This is a genomic window from Arthrobacter hankyongi (assembly GCF_022012395.1).
GTDB classification, from domain to species: domain Bacteria; phylum Actinomycetota; class Actinomycetes; order Actinomycetales; family Micrococcaceae; genus Crystallibacter; species Crystallibacter hankyongi.
The window spans coordinates 177675-194120 of sequence record NZ_JAKLTQ010000008.1 but is presented as its reverse complement, the minus strand read 5'-3'; the positions used below and the strand labels follow the sequence as shown (position 1 = coordinate 194120).

Sequence of the window (16446 nt, the reverse complement as noted above, 5' to 3'; positions counted from 1 at the left end):
CGGCTGGAAAGGGCGTTATGTATCCAGTCGATGGGTGGGGTGGGGGAGGGTTAGCTGCGGGGCGTTACTCCCAGAGGACGCCCGGCCAGGCCCCGCGGTCGGGCGGCAAGTGTGCCGGCAATGCCGCGCAGCGTCTCGGCTGCGGCCGATTCCTCTGCGGACAGCACGATCGGCCGGCCGGTATCGCCGCCTTCGCGCAACCGCGGTTCCAGCGGAATGCTGCCCAGCAGGGGGATGGGAGTCCCCAGGGTTTCCGCCAGACGCTCGGCCACCGACTCGCCGCCGCCGGTGCCGAAGATTTCCATCCGGGAACCGTCCGCGAACTCGAGCCAGGACATGTTTTCGATCACACCGGCCACCCGCTGGCCCGTTTGGGCCGCGATGGAACCGGCCCGTTCGGCGACCTCGGCGGCAGCAGCCTGCGGGGTGGTGACCACCAGGATTTCCGACGCCGGCAGCAGCTGGGCGACCGAAATCGCCACGTCCCCGGTGCCCGGGGGCAGGTCCAGGAACAGGGCGTCCAGGTCGCCGAAGTACACGTCGGTCAGGAACTGTTCCAGGGCCCGGTGCAGCATCGGTCCCCGCCAGGCCACCGGCTGGTTGCCGGTGACGAACATGCCGATGGAGATGGTTTTCACCCCGTAGGCGACCGGCGGCAGGATCATCTCGTCCACCCTGGTGGGCGGCTGCGTGATCCCCATCAGGCCGGGCACCGAGAAACCGTGCACGTCCGCGTCGATGATGCCTACGCGCAGCCCGCGGGCCGCCATCGCACAGGCCAGGTTCACCGTGATGCTGGACTTGCCCACACCACCCTTGCCGCTGGCCACCGCATAGACGCGGGTCAGCGAGCCCGGGGCATTAAACGGAATGCCCCGGGCCGCTCCCGGTCCACGCAGCCGCTCCTTGAGCGCCTGGCGCTGTTCGGGCGTCATGACTTCCAGCTGCACACTGACCGAGGTGGCGCCGTCCATACCGGCGATGGCCCGTTCGACGTCGCCGGTGATGGTCTGCCGCAGCGGACAGCCGGCGATGGTCAGCAGGACCTGGACGGTGACATTGCCGGCGTCGTCGACCAGGACGTCCTTGAGCATGCCGAGGTCGGCGATCGGCCGCCTGAGCTCCGGATCCAGGACCTGGCCCAATGCCTCGCGCACGGCCTGCGTCGTTACTTCCACCACCGTTACGGCTCCGATCCTGCCACCTGGTCGGAGGCATTCCTCAGGTCCTGCAATTCGTCCGGCGCAGCGTCAACGCGCGGCAGGCTCATCGTGGCGTCCCCGGCCTTCTTCTTCCTGTTCTTGCGTGCCGGCCGCCGTTCGCGGTCCTCTTCGAGCAGTTCCTCCAGCACGCTGCGCAGCTCGCTGCGGACAAAGTCGCGGGTGGCCACTTCACGCAGGGCTATCCGCAGGGCCGCCAGTTCGCGGGTGAGGTACTCGGTGTCCGAGAGGTTGCGTTCGGCCCGCTGGCGGTCCTGCTGCAGGGTCACCTTGTCCCTGTCGTCCTGCCGGTTCTGGGCCAGCAGCAGCAGCGGTGCGGCGTAGGAAGCCTGCAGCGAGAGCATCAGGGTCAGCGCGGTGAAGCCCAGGGCAGCGCTGTCAAAGCGCAGCGGCTCCGGGCCAAACGTATTCCAGCCCAGCCAGACGATGCAGAAGACGGACATCCACACCAGGAACTGCGGAGTACCCATGAAACGGGCGAATTTCTCCGTGGCCTTGCCGAAAGCATCGGGATTCGGGGTCAATCGGGGCAGCAGCCGCGCACGGGCTTCGCGCGGAGTGTCCAGGCCGCCGGTCTTCTTGGGCTCAGCCACGGCGAGCACCTCCAGTCATCGTCTGCGGCGGTTCACCCTCCTGGGCCCGCCAGTCATCCGGCAGCAGCTGGTCCAGGACGTCGTCGACGGTCACCGCACCGACAAGCCGGCCGGCGTCGTTGACCACAGCCACCGCGTTCAGGTTGTAGGTGGCCAGCGTCCGCGCCACCTCGCTGACGGCCGCATGGTCCGAGATGGGTTCGAGGTCCGAATCAACGATGTTGCCCAGGGCTTCCGGCGGCGGAAAGCGCAGCAGCTGCTGGATGTGGACGACGCCGAGGTAGCGTCCGGTGGGCGTTTCCAGCGGCGGGCGGCAGACAAAAATGGCCGAGGCTAGGGCCGGGGTCAGCTCCTCGCGCCGCACATGCGCCAGCGCCTCGGCCACGGTGGCCTCCGGCGGCAGGATCACCGGTACCGGAGTCATGATGGAGCCGGCAGTGTTCTCCTCGTACTGCATGAGCCGGCGGACGTCCTCGGCCTCTTCCGGCTCCATCAGCTGCAGCAGCTGCTCCTTCTGGTCCTCGGGCAGTTCCGCGAGCAGATCGGCGGCGTCGTCCGGGTCCATTTCCTCCAGCACGTCCGCGGCACGTTCCAGGTCGAGCGAGGACAGGATCTGGACCTGATCATCATCGGGCAGTTCCTGCAGCACGTCGGCCAGACGCTCGTCCTGGAGTTCGCTGGCGACTTCGAGGCGGCGCTTGTCATTCATTTCATGCAGGGCCTCGGCAAAGTCCGCCGGCTTCAGGTCCTCGTGGCTGGCCACGAACGTGGTGGCAGCCTGGGGTTCGTTCCGGCCGCCCTGTTGGACCTCGTTCCAGTCCACGATCAGGGTCTCGTTCCGCCGCAGGCTGCGCAGCGGGGACATCGAGTGTCCGCGCCGGACGAAGAGCTGGGAGACGTACCAGTCCCCGTTCCGGACCTGTTCCATCCCGATGTCCTCGATGGTGGCGCTGCCGCTGCCGTCGGCCAGGATGACCCGGCGGTCGAACATCTCGGCCATCACCAGCATTTCGGCGCCGCGCTGCTCGAAGCGGCGCAGGTTGACCAGTCCGGTGCAGATGATCTGCCCGGCATCCATCGAGGTAATGCGCGTCATGGGCACGAAGACGCGTTTCTTGCCCGGCACCTCGACCACGATGCCGACAACCAGCGGCGGCTTGACCGGGCCGCGGTCCAGCACGACGACGTCGCGCAGCCGGCCCAGGCGGTCGCCGAGCGGATCGAAGACGTCCAGTCCCAGCAGGCGCGCGACAAAGACTCGGGTTGAATTGGTGCTCACCCCATTAGGCTACGTGGTCCCGGCCCGGTGTGCGCAGTGGAAGCGTCCGGCCGCCGCGTGGCGGAGTTCCGCGTGTTCACCAGCAGCGATACCTTGCTCCGGCGCACCGAAGGCGCGGTGGGAATGGTGGAGAATAAGGATATGTCGAGCATGCTTGGCCGTTCCGACGCGCGGGATCTGGGCCGTGCACTGCCTGAAGGGCAGCTGGTCGGAAACTATCGGTCCTATCTTGATGCCCAGAAGGTGGTTGACTACCTGGCGGACCAGAACTTCCCCGTCCAGCATGTGTCGATTATCGGCAACGACCTCAAAACGGTGGAGCGCGTCACCGGCCGCCTGAGCTACCCGCGGGTGGCACTCTCCGGCGCCGCCACGGGTGCATGGTTCGGCCTGTTCGTCGGCCTGCTGCTGATGCTGTTCGGCAATACGCCGAACTACGGTCCGGTCCTGTCCTCGATCGCCATGGGTGCGGCGTTCTGGATGCTTTTTGGCATCATCAGCTACGCCCTGCAGCGCGGCAAGCGGGACTTCACCTCCACCAACCAGGTCATCGCCACCAGCTACGACGTGGTGGTCGCCTCCGAGGTCGCCAATGAAGCGCACCGGCTGGCCGCCCAGTTGCCGGTGACCGGCACGGTTCGGGCCGGCCAGCCGCCGCATGGCTATGGCCAGGCTCCGCAGCAGCCCCAACGGCCCGCCCAGTGGGGTGAGGATCCTTTTGCCCGGGACCGCCAGCAGGCAACCGGCGGTCAGGGCGGCCCGGCAGAACATGCCGGGACCCAGCCAGAGCAGGTTCCGCCCGGGGTCCCGGTCGGCGGCAGCTACCCGGACCTGCCGGACGGCCGGCCGCAGTTCGGTGTCCGGCTCCCGCAGCAGCCGGCAGCCACGCAGGAGCCGGCCGCGGAGCGCAAGTCCGGCACCGAAGGCCGGGAAGAGCCCAGGCAGGACTGAGAATCAGCCTGGACAAGACTCATAAGGCCGGGGCCGCGCCGTCAGGCGCGGCCCCGGCCTTTTCAGGACTAGTGGATCATTCGCCGGCGTAGATGCCCGCCATCCAGGACTCGACGTCGTCCGGGGTGCGCGGCAGCGCCGCGCTCAGGTTGACCGGGCCGCCGGCGGTCATCAGGATGTCGTCCTCGAGCCGCACGCCGATCCCGCGGTACTCCTCCGGAATGGCCAGGTCTTCGGCCTTGAAGTAGAGTCCGGGTTCGATCGTGAAGACCATGCCTTCGGCCAGCAGCCCGTCCAGATAGAGCTCGCGGCGGGCCTGGGCGCAGTCGTGCACGTCCAGGCCCAGATGGTGGCTGGTGCCGTGCGGCATCCAGCGGCGGTGGTGCTGGCCCTCCTCGGAAAGCGCCACCTCGAGCGGTACCGGCAGCAGGCCCCACTCGTCCAGCCGCTCGGCCAGGACCTTCACTGCGGCCGCATGCACATCACGGAACTTGGCGCCGGGCCGGGCCGCGGCGAAACCCGCATCGGCGGCGTCCAGCACTGCCTGGTAGATCCTGCGCTGGACCGGGGTGAAGGCGCCGTTGATCGGGATCGTGCGGGTCACATCGGCCGTGTAGAGCGAATCAGCCTCGACGCCGGCGTCCAGCAGCAGCAGGTCCCCGGCACGGACGCGGCCATTGTTGCGGATCCAGTGCAGGATGGTGGCATTGTTGCCCGCGGCAGCGATGGTGTCGTAGCCCAGATCGTTGCCCTCCTCGCGGGCCCGCGCGAAGAACGCGCCCTCCACCACACGCTCGCCGCGTTCGTGGGCCATGGCCCGCGGCAGCACCTTGACCACCTCGCGGAAGCCGTTGACGGTGGCGGCGACGGCCTTCTTCAGCTGGCCCACCTCCCACTCGTCCTTGCGCAGCCGCAGCTCCGAGAGGGCCTCGGAGAGCTCGGCGTCAAGATTGTCGGATTCCTCCAGATCCACGCCGGTGTTGATCCGGGAGGTATCCACCAAGGCGTCGACGTTCAGGTCCACGTCCCGCAGCAGCCGGATGCGCATGCCCCCGATCGCGACGACGCCGGCGTCCTTGGTCACCGCGACCTCCAGCTCGTCCAGCTCTGCCGTGGGCAGGTCCAGCTGCTGCTGCAGCCCGGCCAGGGTGGGCCGGGGTCCGATCCAGAATTCGCCGTAGCGGGCGTTGGCATAGAACTCGGGCGATTCGCGCCCGGACAGCGGGCGGAAGTACAGGCTGGCCAGGTGGTTGCCGCCGGTGTCCCCGGTCCCCGGGGACACCGGCTCCATCACCAGCACGGCGTCGGGCTCGTGGTCCAGGCCCAGCCCGGTCAGATGCGCGAAACCCGAATGCGGCCGGAACCGGTAGTCGGTGTCATTGGACCGGACCTTCAGCGGCCCGGCGGGAATGACGAGCCGCTCGCCCGGAAACTTTTGGGAGATGGCCAGGCGGCGGCGGGCAGCATACCCGGCCACCTCCGCCCGGGGTACCGCCTCGGTGTCGGCAGGGGCCCAGGCGGACCCCATGAAATCCTTGAATGCCTGTGATTCGGGACGCTGGGAACGGTTGTTCACACGGTCCTCGAGCGGCTGAACGTCGGCGTGGCTGTCCTGATTCTGCTGTCTGCTCACCCGTCCATGGTCTCACGGGGGCGTACATTGGGGTTGTGAGGATTGACCTGCATACCCATTCGCGGGTTTCGGACGGCACCGAGCCCCCCGCCGATGTCATTAGGGCCGCCATCGACGCCGGCCTTGATGTCGTCGCGCTGACCGACCACGACACGACCGCAGGGTGGGCGGACGCCGGGGCGGCGGCGCGGGAACTGGGCATCGGCTTCGTTCCCGGGATGGAGATTTCCTGCCGGACCGGCGACGGCATCAGCGTGCATGTCCTTGCCTACCTGCAGGATCCGCACCATCCGGGCCTGCTGGCGGAAATTTCCAAGGCCCGCGAGGCACGGGTGACCCGCGCCGAGCGGATGGTGGAGCTGCTCGCGGAGGATTTTCCCATTACCTGGGAGGACGTCCACGCCCATGTCGGGCACGGGGCCACCATCGGCCGGCCGCACATCGCCGACGCCCTGGTGGCGGCGGGCATCGTGGCGGACCGCAGCGAGGCCTTCGCCAACATCCTCACGTCGCATTCGCGCTATTACGTCACCCACTACGCGCCGGACCCGGCCCTCGTCGTCGGCATGGTCCGCCAGGCCGGGGGAGTGCCGGTCTTCGCCCATCCGGTGGCCAGCAGCCGCGGCCGGGTGGTGGGCGAGGAGGTCTTCCGCCGGATGGTCGACGCCGGCCTGGCCGGCGTTGAGGCGGACCACCGGGACAATCCGCCGGAAGGACAGGCCTGGCTGCGCCGGTTCGCGGCGGAACACAGCCTGTTCGTCACCGGTTCCAGCGACTACCACGGCACCGGCAAGCCGAACCGGCTGGGCGAGAACACCACCGCGGAGGCAGTCCTGTACCGGATCCTGGAACAGGGCACCGGGGCCGAAGCGTTCCTGCCCGGACGGGCCGCCGCCGGTTAGCCTTCCGCGGCCGGTTAGCCTTCCGCGGCCGGCGGCACCGCCTGGGACCGGCCGGCCTGCTGCAGTTCCGGCTCGAAGCCGGCCACATCCGCATGCTCGCCCAACCGCCGGCGCATGACCTCGATGGCCTGGGGATTCTGGTCCACGCAGACGAACTGCCTGCCCAGCGACGCGGCCACGGCACCCAGGGTGCCGGAACCGGCGAAGAAATCCAGCACCCAGTCACCCTCGCGGCTGCTGGCCGCCACTATACGGCGCAGCAGGCCCTCGGGCTTCTGCGTCGGATAGCCGGTCTTCTCCCGCCCGGTGGGCGAGACAATGGTGTGCCACCACACGTCGGTGGGCAGTTTGCCGCGCGCAGCCTTTTCCGGCGTGACGAGCCCGGGCGCCATGTACGGCTCCCGGTCGACCGCTGCGCTGTCGAAGTGGTACCGGGCCGGGTCCTTGACATACACCAGGATGTTGTCGTGCTTGGTCGGCCAGCGGCGCGTGGCCCGGGCCCCGTAGTCGTAAGCCCAGATGATCTCGTTCAGGAAGCACTCGCGGCCGAACAGCGCGTCCAGCAGCACCTTGGCATAGTGCACCTCGCGGTAGTCCAGATGCAGGTACAAGGTGCCGTCGTCGGCCAGCAGCCGCCAGGCCTCGGCCAGCCGCGGTTCCAGGAAGGACCAGTAGTCCTCGAAGGCGTCGTCATAGCTGGCCAGGGTGCCCCTGATGGTGCGGTAGGAGCGGCCTTTGAAGCCGATCCGGTCACCTTCGCCGTCGGCGCTGCGGACCATGGAGGTCTGCTGCCGGCGCTGGCTGCGGCCCGTATTAAAGGGCGGGTCGACGTAGATGAGCGTGAAGGCGCCGTCGGGCAGCGTCGGCAGGTAGTTGGCGTTGTCCGCCTCCACTACCAGCGAGCGGCCCGACGGCGACCACAGCGGTCCGGCCGTTCCGCCGTCACCAGCGGCAGCCATTTATTCGGCTGCGCCCTGGCGGTCCTTCACGACCTCGCCGTTGCGGCGGCGGGTGCGGCTGCGCGTCCGGGTGCGCCGGACGGGCTGCACGGCGTCGTCGGCCGGCGGTGCAGCGGCTGCAGCCGGCGCCGCCGCCTCGGCGGACTCCGGAGCCGGGCTGCGCCTGCGCGTCCGGCTGCGGCCGGCACCCTCGGCGCGCCCGCTGCTGTGTTTCTCATCGCGTTCGTGCCCGCGGCCGGTACGCGTCCCGTGGCCAGCGTGCTTCTTGCCCGTTTCGCCCAGGTCCTCGAGCTTTTCGGCATCGATGCCGGCGAGCTTGCGCTGGTTGCGCGGCAGCCGGCCCTTGGTGCCCTCGGGAATGTCCAGGTCGGTGTACAGGTGCGGGGAAGAGGAGTAGGTCTCGACAGGCTCCGGCACATCCAGGCCCAGAGCCTTGTTGATCAGGCCCCAGCGCGGAACGTCGTCCCAGTCCACGAAGGTGATGGCCGTACCCTTGTTGCCGGCGCGGCCGGTGCGGCCCACGCGGTGCAGGTAGGTCTTTTCGTCCTCCGGGCACTGGTAGTTGACGACGTGGGTGACATCCTCGACGTCGATGCCGCGGGCGGCGACGTCGGTGGCCACCAGGACGTCCACCTTGTCGCTGCGGAAGGCCCGCAGCGCCTGTTCCCGGGCACCCTGGCCCAGATCCCCGTGGATGGCCGCGGCGGCAAAGCCGCGGTCGACCAATTCCTCGGACACCTTGGCCGCAGTGCGCTTGGTCTTGGTGAAGATGATCGTCCGGCCACGGCCCCGCGACTGCAGGATCCGGGCCACCACCTCGGTCTTGTCCAGGTTGTGGGCCCGGTAGATGACCTGCCGGATGTCCTTCTTGGTGATGCCCTCGTCATTCGGGTCCGCGGCGCGGATGTGCGTCGGCTGCGTCATGTACCGGCGGGCCATCGCGACCACCGGGCCGGGCATCGTCGCCGAGAAGAGCATGGTCTGGCGGACGGCGGGCGTGGCGCTGAGCAGGGTTTCGACGTCGGGCAGGAAGCCCAGGTCCAGCATCTCGTCGGCTTCGTCGAGCACCACGACGCGTACGTTCTTCAGGCTCAGGTGCCGCTGCCGGTGCAGGTCGATCAGCCGGCCGGGGGTGCCGACCACAACTTCCACGCCTTCGTTCAGCGCTTCGATCTGCGGTTCGTAGGCGCGGCCGCCGTAGATCACGGCAACCCGGGCATTGCGCTGCCGGGAGGCGGTGTCCAGGTCGCGGGCCACCTGCACCGCGAGTTCACGGGTCGGCACCACCACCAGCGCCTGCGGGGCGCCCGGCACGGGCAGCCTGTCGTAGCCGTCGTCGTCGCGGCCGATGACCCGCTGGAGCACCGGGATGCCGAAGCCCAGGGTCTTGCCGGTACCGGTTTTGGCCTGGCCGATGATGTCGTGGCCGGCCAGGGCCACCGGCAGGGTCATGGCCTGGATCGGGAAGGGGTGGGTGATGCCGGCATCGAAGAGGGACCGGACAATGTCGGCACGGACGTTTAAATCCGCGAAGGTCTGCTTCGGCAGTTCGTGGGGCCGTTCGTCGGAGGAGAGCGAGGCTTCAATTTCGATTTGCTCGCTGCTGTTCTCCGCGTGCAGGTTCAGGTCCGCCTGCGCGGTGGAATTCTCTGTATTCAAGTACTTACCGTTCAATCAGGCGCCTTGGCCGCGGTGCTCAACGTGACCGCCACGCGTGGTGGCGGCGCGGAACACGGCGGAAGCGTGGCGCATCCAGTGGAAGCCGATCGCGGGCTAACAACTGCATGCCGGTCATGGCCGTGGCAGGCCAGTCGCGGCGGTCAAAGATCGCGTAGGTGCGGATCAGGTGATTTTGTTTGTCCAGCAAACTCAATTAAAAATCAACGACCGGGCATCCATTACTACACCCTCCAGTCTACCGGAACGTGCAAATCGGCCCGCGGCACCGCGCCGCAGCCGCGTCAGGTTGCCGCGCCGTCGAGCTCGAAGCGGATGGTTTGGGCGGCGATGTCCGCCTCGATCAGCCGGGCCCGGACCGCGGTGCCGGACTCCAACACGCCGTAGCAGCGGGCCGTCACGGCGGGATGGCGCAGCTGGATAGTGCCCGCCGGGCCGCTCCCGTTGCCGTTGGCTGCCGGCTGGCCGTTGCCCGGGCGGCTGCCGGAAATGACGACGGCGTCGAACACCTCGCCGACCCGGTGGCTCAGCAGGGCCGCCTGGACCGCGTCGAACGCCGCCCGGTCCACCCGGGCGGCCAGTTGGTCGGAGACCGACATTAGCCGGGGCAGGTCTGGCAGGGCGTCGCGGGCCCACTGCGGGACCTCGGTGCCGGCACAGTGGGCCTCGCAGATGACCAGCACGAACCTGTCCACCAGCCGGCGCAGCGGGGCCGTGGTGTGGGCATAGGGCGCGGCGATCGCGGACTGGAGTTTCTCCTCCGGGATCTGCCCGTCGAAGGCCGTGTAGCCGGCGCCCCGGAAGAGCGAGGCTGCGGCGTGCAGCAGGGCCAGCTGTCTCGGATCCGACGCGTCCAGGCCACGCAGGTATTCGCCGTAGGGCACGTCCTCGGCCCAGGGATGGTCCAAGGCCTGGGTCTGCCGGCGGAAGTGCGCCTCGGCCTCCGTATCGGGGGCCGGCATGGTCCGCAGGATCCCGACGCCGGCCTCAAGCATCAGCTGAGCAGCGGCCATGCCGGTCATCAGCGAGATCTGGGCATTCCAGTCCTCGACCGGCAGCGGTGGACTGGAAACAATAAAGTAGTGGCGACCGTCGTGGGCTATTTCCTGGTCCGGAATGTTCAGGCTGGCACCGCCCCGGCGCCGTTCAAGCTCGATGCGCTTCAGTCCGATTTCCTTGAGCAGCTGCAGGTACTCGGGTGCGTCTCCCGAATCGATGTCCTGCTGGACCTCGGCATAGCTCAGCTTGGCCTGGCTGCGGACGGTGGCGCGCCGCAGCGCCACGGAGAGCACGTTGGCCTGCCGATCCAACCTGAATTCCCACACATAGGCCGCCCGGTTCCGGCCGGGCAGCAGGCTGCCGGCGTCTTCGCTGATGATCTCCGGGTGCAGCGGAATGCGGCCGTCCGGAACATAGAGGGTCTGGCCGCGCCGGCGGGTTTCCGCATCCAGTGCGCTGCCCGGGACGACGAAGGAAGGCAGATCGGCGATCGCATACCAGACCCGGTAGCCTGCCTCCGCGCGCTCCAGGTACATGGCTTGGTCCAGGTCGGTCGATCCCGGAGGGTCGATGGTGACGAAGGGCAGGCCGGTCAGGTCTGCCGGCGGCAGGGCATGGCCGGAAACCGCCTGCCGGGCTTCGGCCATCACCTGCGGCGGGAATTCCGCGGGCAGGTCGAACTGGACTCTGAGCTGGCCGAGCACCTGGGCCAGCAGGTTCTGGGACTCATGCACCTTGGCATCCAGTCGTGAATGCTTCACCCTCCCCAGCCTAGCCGCCGAGGGCCCCGCCGCGAGCGAAGCGAGCTGTGGGAAGGCGGGTAGGCGCTAGCATTCACCGCCTACCCCGTGCTTCGCAAGCTCAGCACGGGGACCCAGGGCAGCTCTCTTGCCGAGGGCCCCGCCGCGAGCGAAGCGAGCTGTGGGAAGGCGGGTAGGCGCTACGTTCACTGCCTACCCCGTGCTTCGCAAGCTCAGCACGCGGACCCCGGGCAACTCTCTTGCCGTGCGGAGCGGCGGCGCGGCAGCCGATAGGCTGGGCAGCATGGGCAGCGGACCAGAGCAAGAGCACCGGCAGTTCGTCATCGATTTTTACGGTGCGATGGCCTACGGCGAACTGTCTGCGTTCGAAAGGTTTTCGGCTGACGCCCGGTTCTCCCCGACGCTGCACGACCGGATCACCATCGGGAAGCTGGCGGCGGAGGAGTTTGCCCATTTCGAGCTGGTCAGTGCCGAACTTGCGGACCTGGGGGCCGACGTCGAAGCGGCGATGGAACCCTTTCAGGCCTTCGTGGATGCATTCCATGAGCGCACCCGGCCGGCGGACTGGTATGAAGCGCTGATGAAGGCCTACGTGTCCGATGCCGTATCTGGGGATTTCTACCGTGCGGTCGCCGTTTCGTTGGACCCGCCCAGCCGGGCGCTGGTTTCCCGGATCAAGGCCGACACCGGGCAGGCCGAGGTGCTGCGGGTCCGGCTGGCCCAGGCCCTGTCGGGGGACGCACGGCTCGCATCGCGGCTGGCCCTGTGGGGGCGGCGGCTGGTGGGCGAAGCACTGACCCAGGCACAGCGTGTGACGTTCGAGCATCAGTTCCTCGGCGCGTTGCTGCGCCGGACCGATCCCGCGTCCCGGAAGGCAGCGACCGATGCACTGTTCGCGCGGCTGACCGGCAACCATTCCCGGCGGATGAATGACCTCGGCCTGACTGCCTGAGCCTTCAAACCAGAATCGATCCCCGCTACGCTGGCAACACCATGCAGTTGCGCACTGACGAGTGGAGACGAAATGCCCGGAGCCAAGGACGCCCTGACCCGTGAGCAGATCGACCTGGAACTGCGTGGACTCACACAGTGGGCCTACGTGCAGGGCGGGCTGGTCACGGTCTACAAGCTGGAGAATGCCCGGCAGGCGCTGGACCTGATTGCCGCCGTGGGCGACATCGCCGAGGAGGCCAACCACCACCCTGACCTGGACTGGCGCTATAACCGGGTGCTGGTCAGGTTTTCCTCCCATGACGCCGGCGGACAGGTGACCACTCGCGATGTTTCGGCAGCGGCCACGGTGAGCGTGCTCGCCGAACGGCTGGGCGCGGTGGCGGAACCGGACCAGTATCCGGCCAGCTCTTAGCCTGGCGGATACCGATCCGGGAGATCCTTGCGCTCAGTGCCAGCGCAGGATCGTGCTCAGCCGCTCCCTGTCGGCGGCCGCCCGCCGCCGCCCAACGGACCAGGCGCAGGCTGCAGCCACCGCGATGGCACCGATGATCGGCAGCAGCCAGGCCAGGAACGCAAGTCCGGATCTGTCGAGGCCGACCAGCAGGAGGACGGTGCGCAGCAGCACCGCAGTAGCCACCGCGGCGGCCGGCAGCAGCAGCACGCCGTAGCTGCTGCGGTTGCGGTCTACCGCCCAGGCTGTGAAGCCGGCGGCGGCAGCTGCGAGCACCACCAGGATGAACTCAACCACGACGGGTTCCGATTCCGGCCCGGCGGCAGGTCAGAGGGCGCCGAAGCCCACGCGCCGGGTTTCCTCGGCACCGATTTCGACGTAGCCGAGCACGCTGGACGGAATAATGACCACGCGGCCCTTGGTGTCCTTGAGGCGCAGTTCGGCGCCGCCGTTCATGGCGCGGCTGACAAGTTCGGCAACTGCCTCGGGCGTCTCGGCCGATTCAAACACAATTTCCCGGCCCACGTTCTGGATGCCGATCTTGATTTCCACGCTGTTGCCTCCTGGATCTGACGGTACTTCCGGATCGAAATCTATCCGACTTTGCCCTACGGTTCCTTCGGGAACCGGGAAATTCCGCGCCAAGCTAAACGGTAGATCAGTTCGGAGGCCCCATCCCGGTCCAGTCCGGCATCGGACTCCAGCCAGTACCGGGCACTGACCTGGGCCATGCCCGCCAGCGCGCGGCCCAGCAGCGTGGCCTCGGCGGAGGACAGGTTCGTTTCCTCGGCGAGGACCTCGGCGATGGAGCCGGCCAGCCGGGCATTGAATCCTTCGAGCCGGGCGGCGACGTCCGGATCGTTGGCCAGATCCGATTCGAAGACGATCCGGTGCGGCTGGCCCTTTTCGGAAGTGAAGCGGAAGTAAGCCCCGATGGCGGCCCGGACCCGTTCCTTGTTGTCCGTGGTGGAGCCTAGGGCATCGCTCAGCATGCCGGTCAGGGACTGCAGATGCAGGTCCAGCAGGGCCAGATACAGCTCCCGCTTGCCGGGAAAGTGCTGGTAGAGCACCGGTTTGCTCACATGCGCGGCGTCGGCAATTTCGTCCATGGCCGCCCCATGGTAGCCGTTGGCGGCGAATACCTCGTGGGCAGCCTGCAGAAGCTGGCGGCGGCGCTCAATCCGCGGCAGCCGGGTGCTCCTGGCAGGCCTGGCATCGCTCACGGGCGCAACTCGCTGTCACAGCTCACTCTTCGGACCCTTCTCCTGTAAATCGTGCCCGGCCCGGCAGTCGGGCCCGGAGTCCGGTCTGCAGCCGGTTCCCAGTAATCTTACTTCGCGGTCGGGCCACCCCGGTGGGCCTGGGCGCCGGGCATGCGGCCGGGTGTGGCGTAAATTGGCGGTATGGGAAATGAAACCATCACGTCCGGTCCGGCGCAGTCCGCTGCCCAACACAGCCTGCCGCCGCTGGTGGAACCGGCCGGTTCGCTGACCCCGGAGGAGGTCCAGCGCTATTCGCGGCACCTGATCATCCCCGAGGTCGGTATGCCGGGGCAGTTGCGGTTGAAGAACGCGCGCGTGCTGGTCATTGGCGCCGGCGGCCTGGGCTCCCCGGCCCTGCTCTACCTTGCGGCCGCGGGCGTGGGCACGCTCGGCATCGTGGACGACGACGTCGTCGAGGCCAGCAACCTGCAGCGGCAGGTCATCCACGGGGTTTCCGACGTCGGACGCGCCAAGGCCGAATCCGCCCGCAGCAGCATCGAGGAGCTGAATCCCGGTGTGGACGTGGTGCTGCACCGGGTCCGCCTGGCGGCATCCAATGCGCTGGAGATCTTCGCCGGTTACGACCTGATCCTGGACGGCACAGATAACTTCGCCACCCGCTACCTTGTCAATGACGCCGCCGCGCTGCTGGGCAAACCCTATGTCTGGGGCTCGATCCTGCGCTTCGACGGGCAGGTCAGCGTCTTCTGGGATGCCCACGGCCCGAACTACCGGGATCTTTACCCGCAGGCCCCGCCGCCCGGATCGGTGCCGTCCTGTGCCGAAGGCGGTGTGCTCGGCGTGCTGTGCGCGCAGATCGGCTCGGTGATGGCTAACGAGGCCGTGAAGTTGATCACAGGTATCGGCCGCCCGCTGCTCGGCCGTGTGCTGATCTTCGATGCGCTGGCCATGACCTGGCGGGAACTGCGGGTGCGTAAGGACCCGGATGCCGCCCCGATCACCGCACTGGGTGACTACGAGGCGTTCTGCGGCCTGCTGCCTGCGGACGACGACGCCGCGGCGGCCGTCCCGGTGGTGACGGCTGCGGAGCTGGCCGGGATGCTGGCGTCCCGGCAGGACGGCCGGTCACGGTTCGAACTCATCGACGTTCGGGAACCAGGGGAGTACTCCATCGTGAACATTCCCGGGGCGCGTCTGCTGCCGCAGGGCCGGATCCTCTCCGGCGAGCTGCTGCCGGAGCTGCCTCGGGACGAGGACATCGTCCTGCACTGCAAATCCGGTGCCCGCTCGGCCGCAGTACTCGCTTTCCTGCAGCAGCAGGGCTTCGTCCGGGTCAAGCACTTGGAGGGCGGCATCCTCGAATGGATCCGGCAGGTGGAGCCGGCCAAGCCGGTCTACTGAGCTGCGGCCTCGGCGCTCAGGCGGATTCGGCCTCGGCGCTTAGGCAGATTCGGCGACGGCGCTGCCGTGCGGCACCGGGCAGGCGTCCGGTGCCGCGGCGGCACCGCGCGCAGCCGGCTCTTCCACGGTGATGCCGTAGAGCGCCTCGAGGGCAGCGATGTAGTCGTCCTGGCGGCCGGCCGATGCCAGCTCGCGGGCGCGGACCGTGGGCAGGTGGAGCAGCTGCTTAACCATGCGGCGCATGGCGAACTCCACTTCTTCTGCCGGGCCGGTGCAGCCGTGCTGGTTCCGGACCTTCTCGAGTTCATTCTCCAGGACCTGCATGGTGTGCCGGCGAAGCGCCACGATGGCCGAGTCGACGGACCGTTCCTTCTGCTGGTCTTCGAAGGCCCGGGCGGAAGTGGCCACGATTTCCGCGGCCTGCCGCACCGAACCGGCCTGTTCCTCAGGTGCGGCCAGGCGGACGGATTCGAGGGTGATCAGTTCCACGCCCTCGAGGTCTGCCGCCGCAGGATCAAAATCATGGGTGAGGGCCAGGTCCACGATGATCAGCGGCTTGCCGGCCCCTTCGCGTACGCGGGCGACGTCATCGGCCCCGACCTGGCTGTCGCTGCCGCTGCAGCCGATCACCACGTCCGCGGCGGCGAGGGCGGCCGGCAGGCTGTCGCGGGTCAAGGGGGTTCCGCCGCGGGTGGCGGTAAAGGTTGCCGCGCGGCCGGACGGGGAGTAGACCGAGATGTCGGTGCAGCCGCGCTCGCGCAGCAGGGCCATGGTCGCACCCGCGTAGGCGCCGGTTCCGAAGACGACAACGTTCTTCCCGGCCCAGTTGCGCTCTTCGGATAGGTCGGTGGCCAGGTCAAGGGCGACAGAGACGACGGACAGTCCGCGGCCGCCGAGGGCGGTGCGGGCCCCGACCTCCTTGGCGGTGCGGGACGCGGCCTGGAAGAGCCTGACCAGTCCGGCGCTGGCGGTGCCCTGGTCCTGGGCCTGGATCAACGCCCGGCGGACCTGTCCGGCAATTTCGCGTTCGCCGACTACTGCGGAGTCCAGCCCGGCCCCGACGGAGAACAGGTGTTCGGTGACTGCGGAACCGATCTTGGTGCCGAAACACCGGGCCACGACTGACTCGGCCAGTCCGGCGGCGCCGCTGATGGCCGAAATGACCTCGGCGCGCGCGGTCTCAATCTCGGCTTCGGACTCGGCCTCACAGTAGATCTCGAGCCGGTTGCAGGTGGACAGGACGACAGCGCCCGACACGGCCTTTCCGTCCTCGAGCACGCCGGAAGCGACCTGGGCGGAACCGGCACTGAGGCGGGCCACGGTCTCCAGATCGACGTCGGAATGCGAGGCAACGAGTGAAAGTAGAACCACAACGCCTTACATGATAGCCACTGCCCGGCAGCGGAAGCTATTAGGATCGGCTTACCTGCCGGGCCGCTGCGC

General features: G+C 68.4%; 17 protein-coding genes. 5 read left to right on the top strand and 12 right to left on the bottom strand.

The window, feature by feature from the left end:
* Positions 1-50 precede the first annotated feature (50 nt).
* From LVY72_RS12945 to LVY72_RS12935, 3 genes are read right to left on the bottom strand one after another with little or no spacing between them, the layout of a single operon-like run.
* The gene (locus tag LVY72_RS12945) at positions 51-1181 is read right to left on the bottom strand and encodes an Mrp/NBP35 family ATP-binding protein (RefSeq protein WP_237821458.1); all 1131 of its coding nucleotides are present in this window, start codon (positions 1179-1181) and stop codon (positions 51-53) included.
* Between the two features lie 2 nt (positions 1182-1183).
* Positions 1184-1813, bottom strand: coding sequence for a DUF1003 domain-containing protein (locus LVY72_RS12940; protein WP_237821456.1), 630 nt, complete (start codon positions 1811-1813; stop codon positions 1184-1186).
* Positions 1806-3092 (bottom strand): magnesium transporter MgtE N-terminal domain-containing protein, encoded by a 1287-nt coding sequence (locus LVY72_RS12935; RefSeq protein ID WP_237821454.1) that lies wholly within the window; start codon positions 3090-3092, stop codon positions 1806-1808. Before LVY72_RS12935 ends, LVY72_RS12940 begins: the two co-directional genes overlap by 8 nt.
* A 141-nt stretch (positions 3093-3233) precedes the next feature.
* On the opposite strand from LVY72_RS12935, the gene LVY72_RS12930 reads away from it, so the two are divergent.
* Positions 3234-4043, top strand: a complete 810-nt coding sequence (locus tag LVY72_RS12930; RefSeq protein ID WP_237821452.1) for a YflT domain-containing protein — start codon at positions 3234-3236, stop codon at positions 4041-4043.
* 76 nt (positions 4044-4119) lie between these two features.
* On the opposite strand, the gene LVY72_RS12925 is transcribed toward LVY72_RS12930, so the two are convergent.
* Positions 4120-5676 carry an aminopeptidase P family protein gene (locus LVY72_RS12925; RefSeq protein WP_237821450.1) on the bottom strand — a complete coding sequence of 519 codons (1557 nt, stop codon included), beginning with the start codon at positions 5674-5676 and terminating at the stop codon, positions 4120-4122.
* Between the two features lie 35 nt (positions 5677-5711).
* Here LVY72_RS12925 and LVY72_RS12920 point away from each other — a divergent pair, with 35 nt between their 5' ends.
* Positions 5712-6578, top strand: coding sequence for a PHP domain-containing protein (locus tag LVY72_RS12920; protein ID WP_237821448.1), 867 nt, complete (start codon positions 5712-5714; stop codon positions 6576-6578).
* A 14-nt stretch (positions 6579-6592) separates the two neighbouring features.
* Here the strand turns inward: LVY72_RS12920 and LVY72_RS12915 are convergent, their stop codons facing one another.
* The 4 genes from LVY72_RS12915 to LVY72_RS12900 all read right to left on the bottom strand — a co-directional run bounded on the left by LVY72_RS12915 (position 6593) and on the right by LVY72_RS12900 (position 10974).
* On the bottom strand, positions 6593-7537 hold the full coding sequence (locus tag LVY72_RS12915) for a DNA-methyltransferase (RefSeq protein WP_237821446.1): 945 nt from the start codon (positions 7535-7537) through the stop codon (positions 6593-6595).
* A complete protein-coding gene (locus LVY72_RS12910; RefSeq protein WP_237821444.1) occupies positions 7538-9196 on the bottom strand; it encodes a DEAD/DEAH box helicase in 1659 nt (552 codons plus the stop codon). It lies immediately after the preceding gene.
* Between the two features lie 37 nt (positions 9197-9233).
* Complete coding sequence (locus LVY72_RS12905; protein WP_237821442.1) at positions 9234-9410, bottom strand: hypothetical protein; 177 nt, start codon at positions 9408-9410, stop codon at positions 9234-9236.
* Between the two features lie 88 nt (positions 9411-9498).
* Positions 9499-10974, bottom strand: a complete 1476-nt coding sequence (locus tag LVY72_RS12900; protein WP_237821440.1) for an RNB domain-containing ribonuclease — start codon at positions 10972-10974, stop codon at positions 9499-9501.
* Positions 10975-11257: 283 nt separating this feature from the next.
* On the opposite strand from LVY72_RS12900, the gene LVY72_RS12895 reads away from it, so the two are divergent.
* Positions 11258-11926, top strand: coding sequence for a ferritin-like fold-containing protein (locus LVY72_RS12895; protein ID WP_237821438.1), 669 nt, complete (start codon positions 11258-11260; stop codon positions 11924-11926).
* A gap of 72 nt (positions 11927-11998) precedes the next feature.
* Complete coding sequence (locus LVY72_RS12890) at positions 11999-12340, top strand: 4a-hydroxytetrahydrobiopterin dehydratase (RefSeq protein WP_237821436.1); 342 nt, start codon at positions 11999-12001, stop codon at positions 12338-12340.
* A 33-nt stretch (positions 12341-12373) separates the two neighbouring features.
* Here the strand turns inward: LVY72_RS12890 and LVY72_RS12885 are convergent, their stop codons facing one another.
* From LVY72_RS12885 to LVY72_RS12875, 3 genes are read right to left on the bottom strand one after another with little or no spacing between them, the layout of a single operon-like run.
* Complete coding sequence (locus LVY72_RS12885; protein WP_237821434.1) at positions 12374-12676, bottom strand: hypothetical protein; 303 nt, start codon at positions 12674-12676, stop codon at positions 12374-12376.
* A 30-nt stretch (positions 12677-12706) separates the two neighbouring features.
* Entirely contained in the window at positions 12707-12931 is a 225-nt protein-coding gene (locus LVY72_RS12880; protein WP_237821433.1) for a DUF3107 domain-containing protein, read from the bottom strand.
* 56 nt (positions 12932-12987) lie between these two features.
* Positions 12988-13602: a TetR/AcrR family transcriptional regulator gene (locus tag LVY72_RS12875; RefSeq protein WP_237821431.1), complete on the bottom strand. Its 615-nt coding sequence runs from the start codon at positions 13600-13602 to the stop codon at positions 12988-12990.
* A gap of 180 nt (positions 13603-13782) precedes the next feature.
* Here LVY72_RS12875 and moeB point away from each other — a divergent pair, with 180 nt between their 5' ends.
* Complete coding sequence (moeB, locus tag LVY72_RS12870; RefSeq protein WP_237821429.1) at positions 13783-15003, top strand: molybdopterin-synthase adenylyltransferase MoeB; 1221 nt, start codon at positions 13783-13785, stop codon at positions 15001-15003.
* A gap of 39 nt (positions 15004-15042) precedes the next feature.
* Here the strand turns inward: moeB and LVY72_RS12865 are convergent, their stop codons facing one another.
* Positions 15043-16374, bottom strand: a complete 1332-nt coding sequence (locus LVY72_RS12865) for a glutamyl-tRNA reductase (protein ID WP_237821427.1) — start codon at positions 16372-16374, stop codon at positions 15043-15045.
* Positions 16375-16446 lie beyond the last annotated feature (72 nt).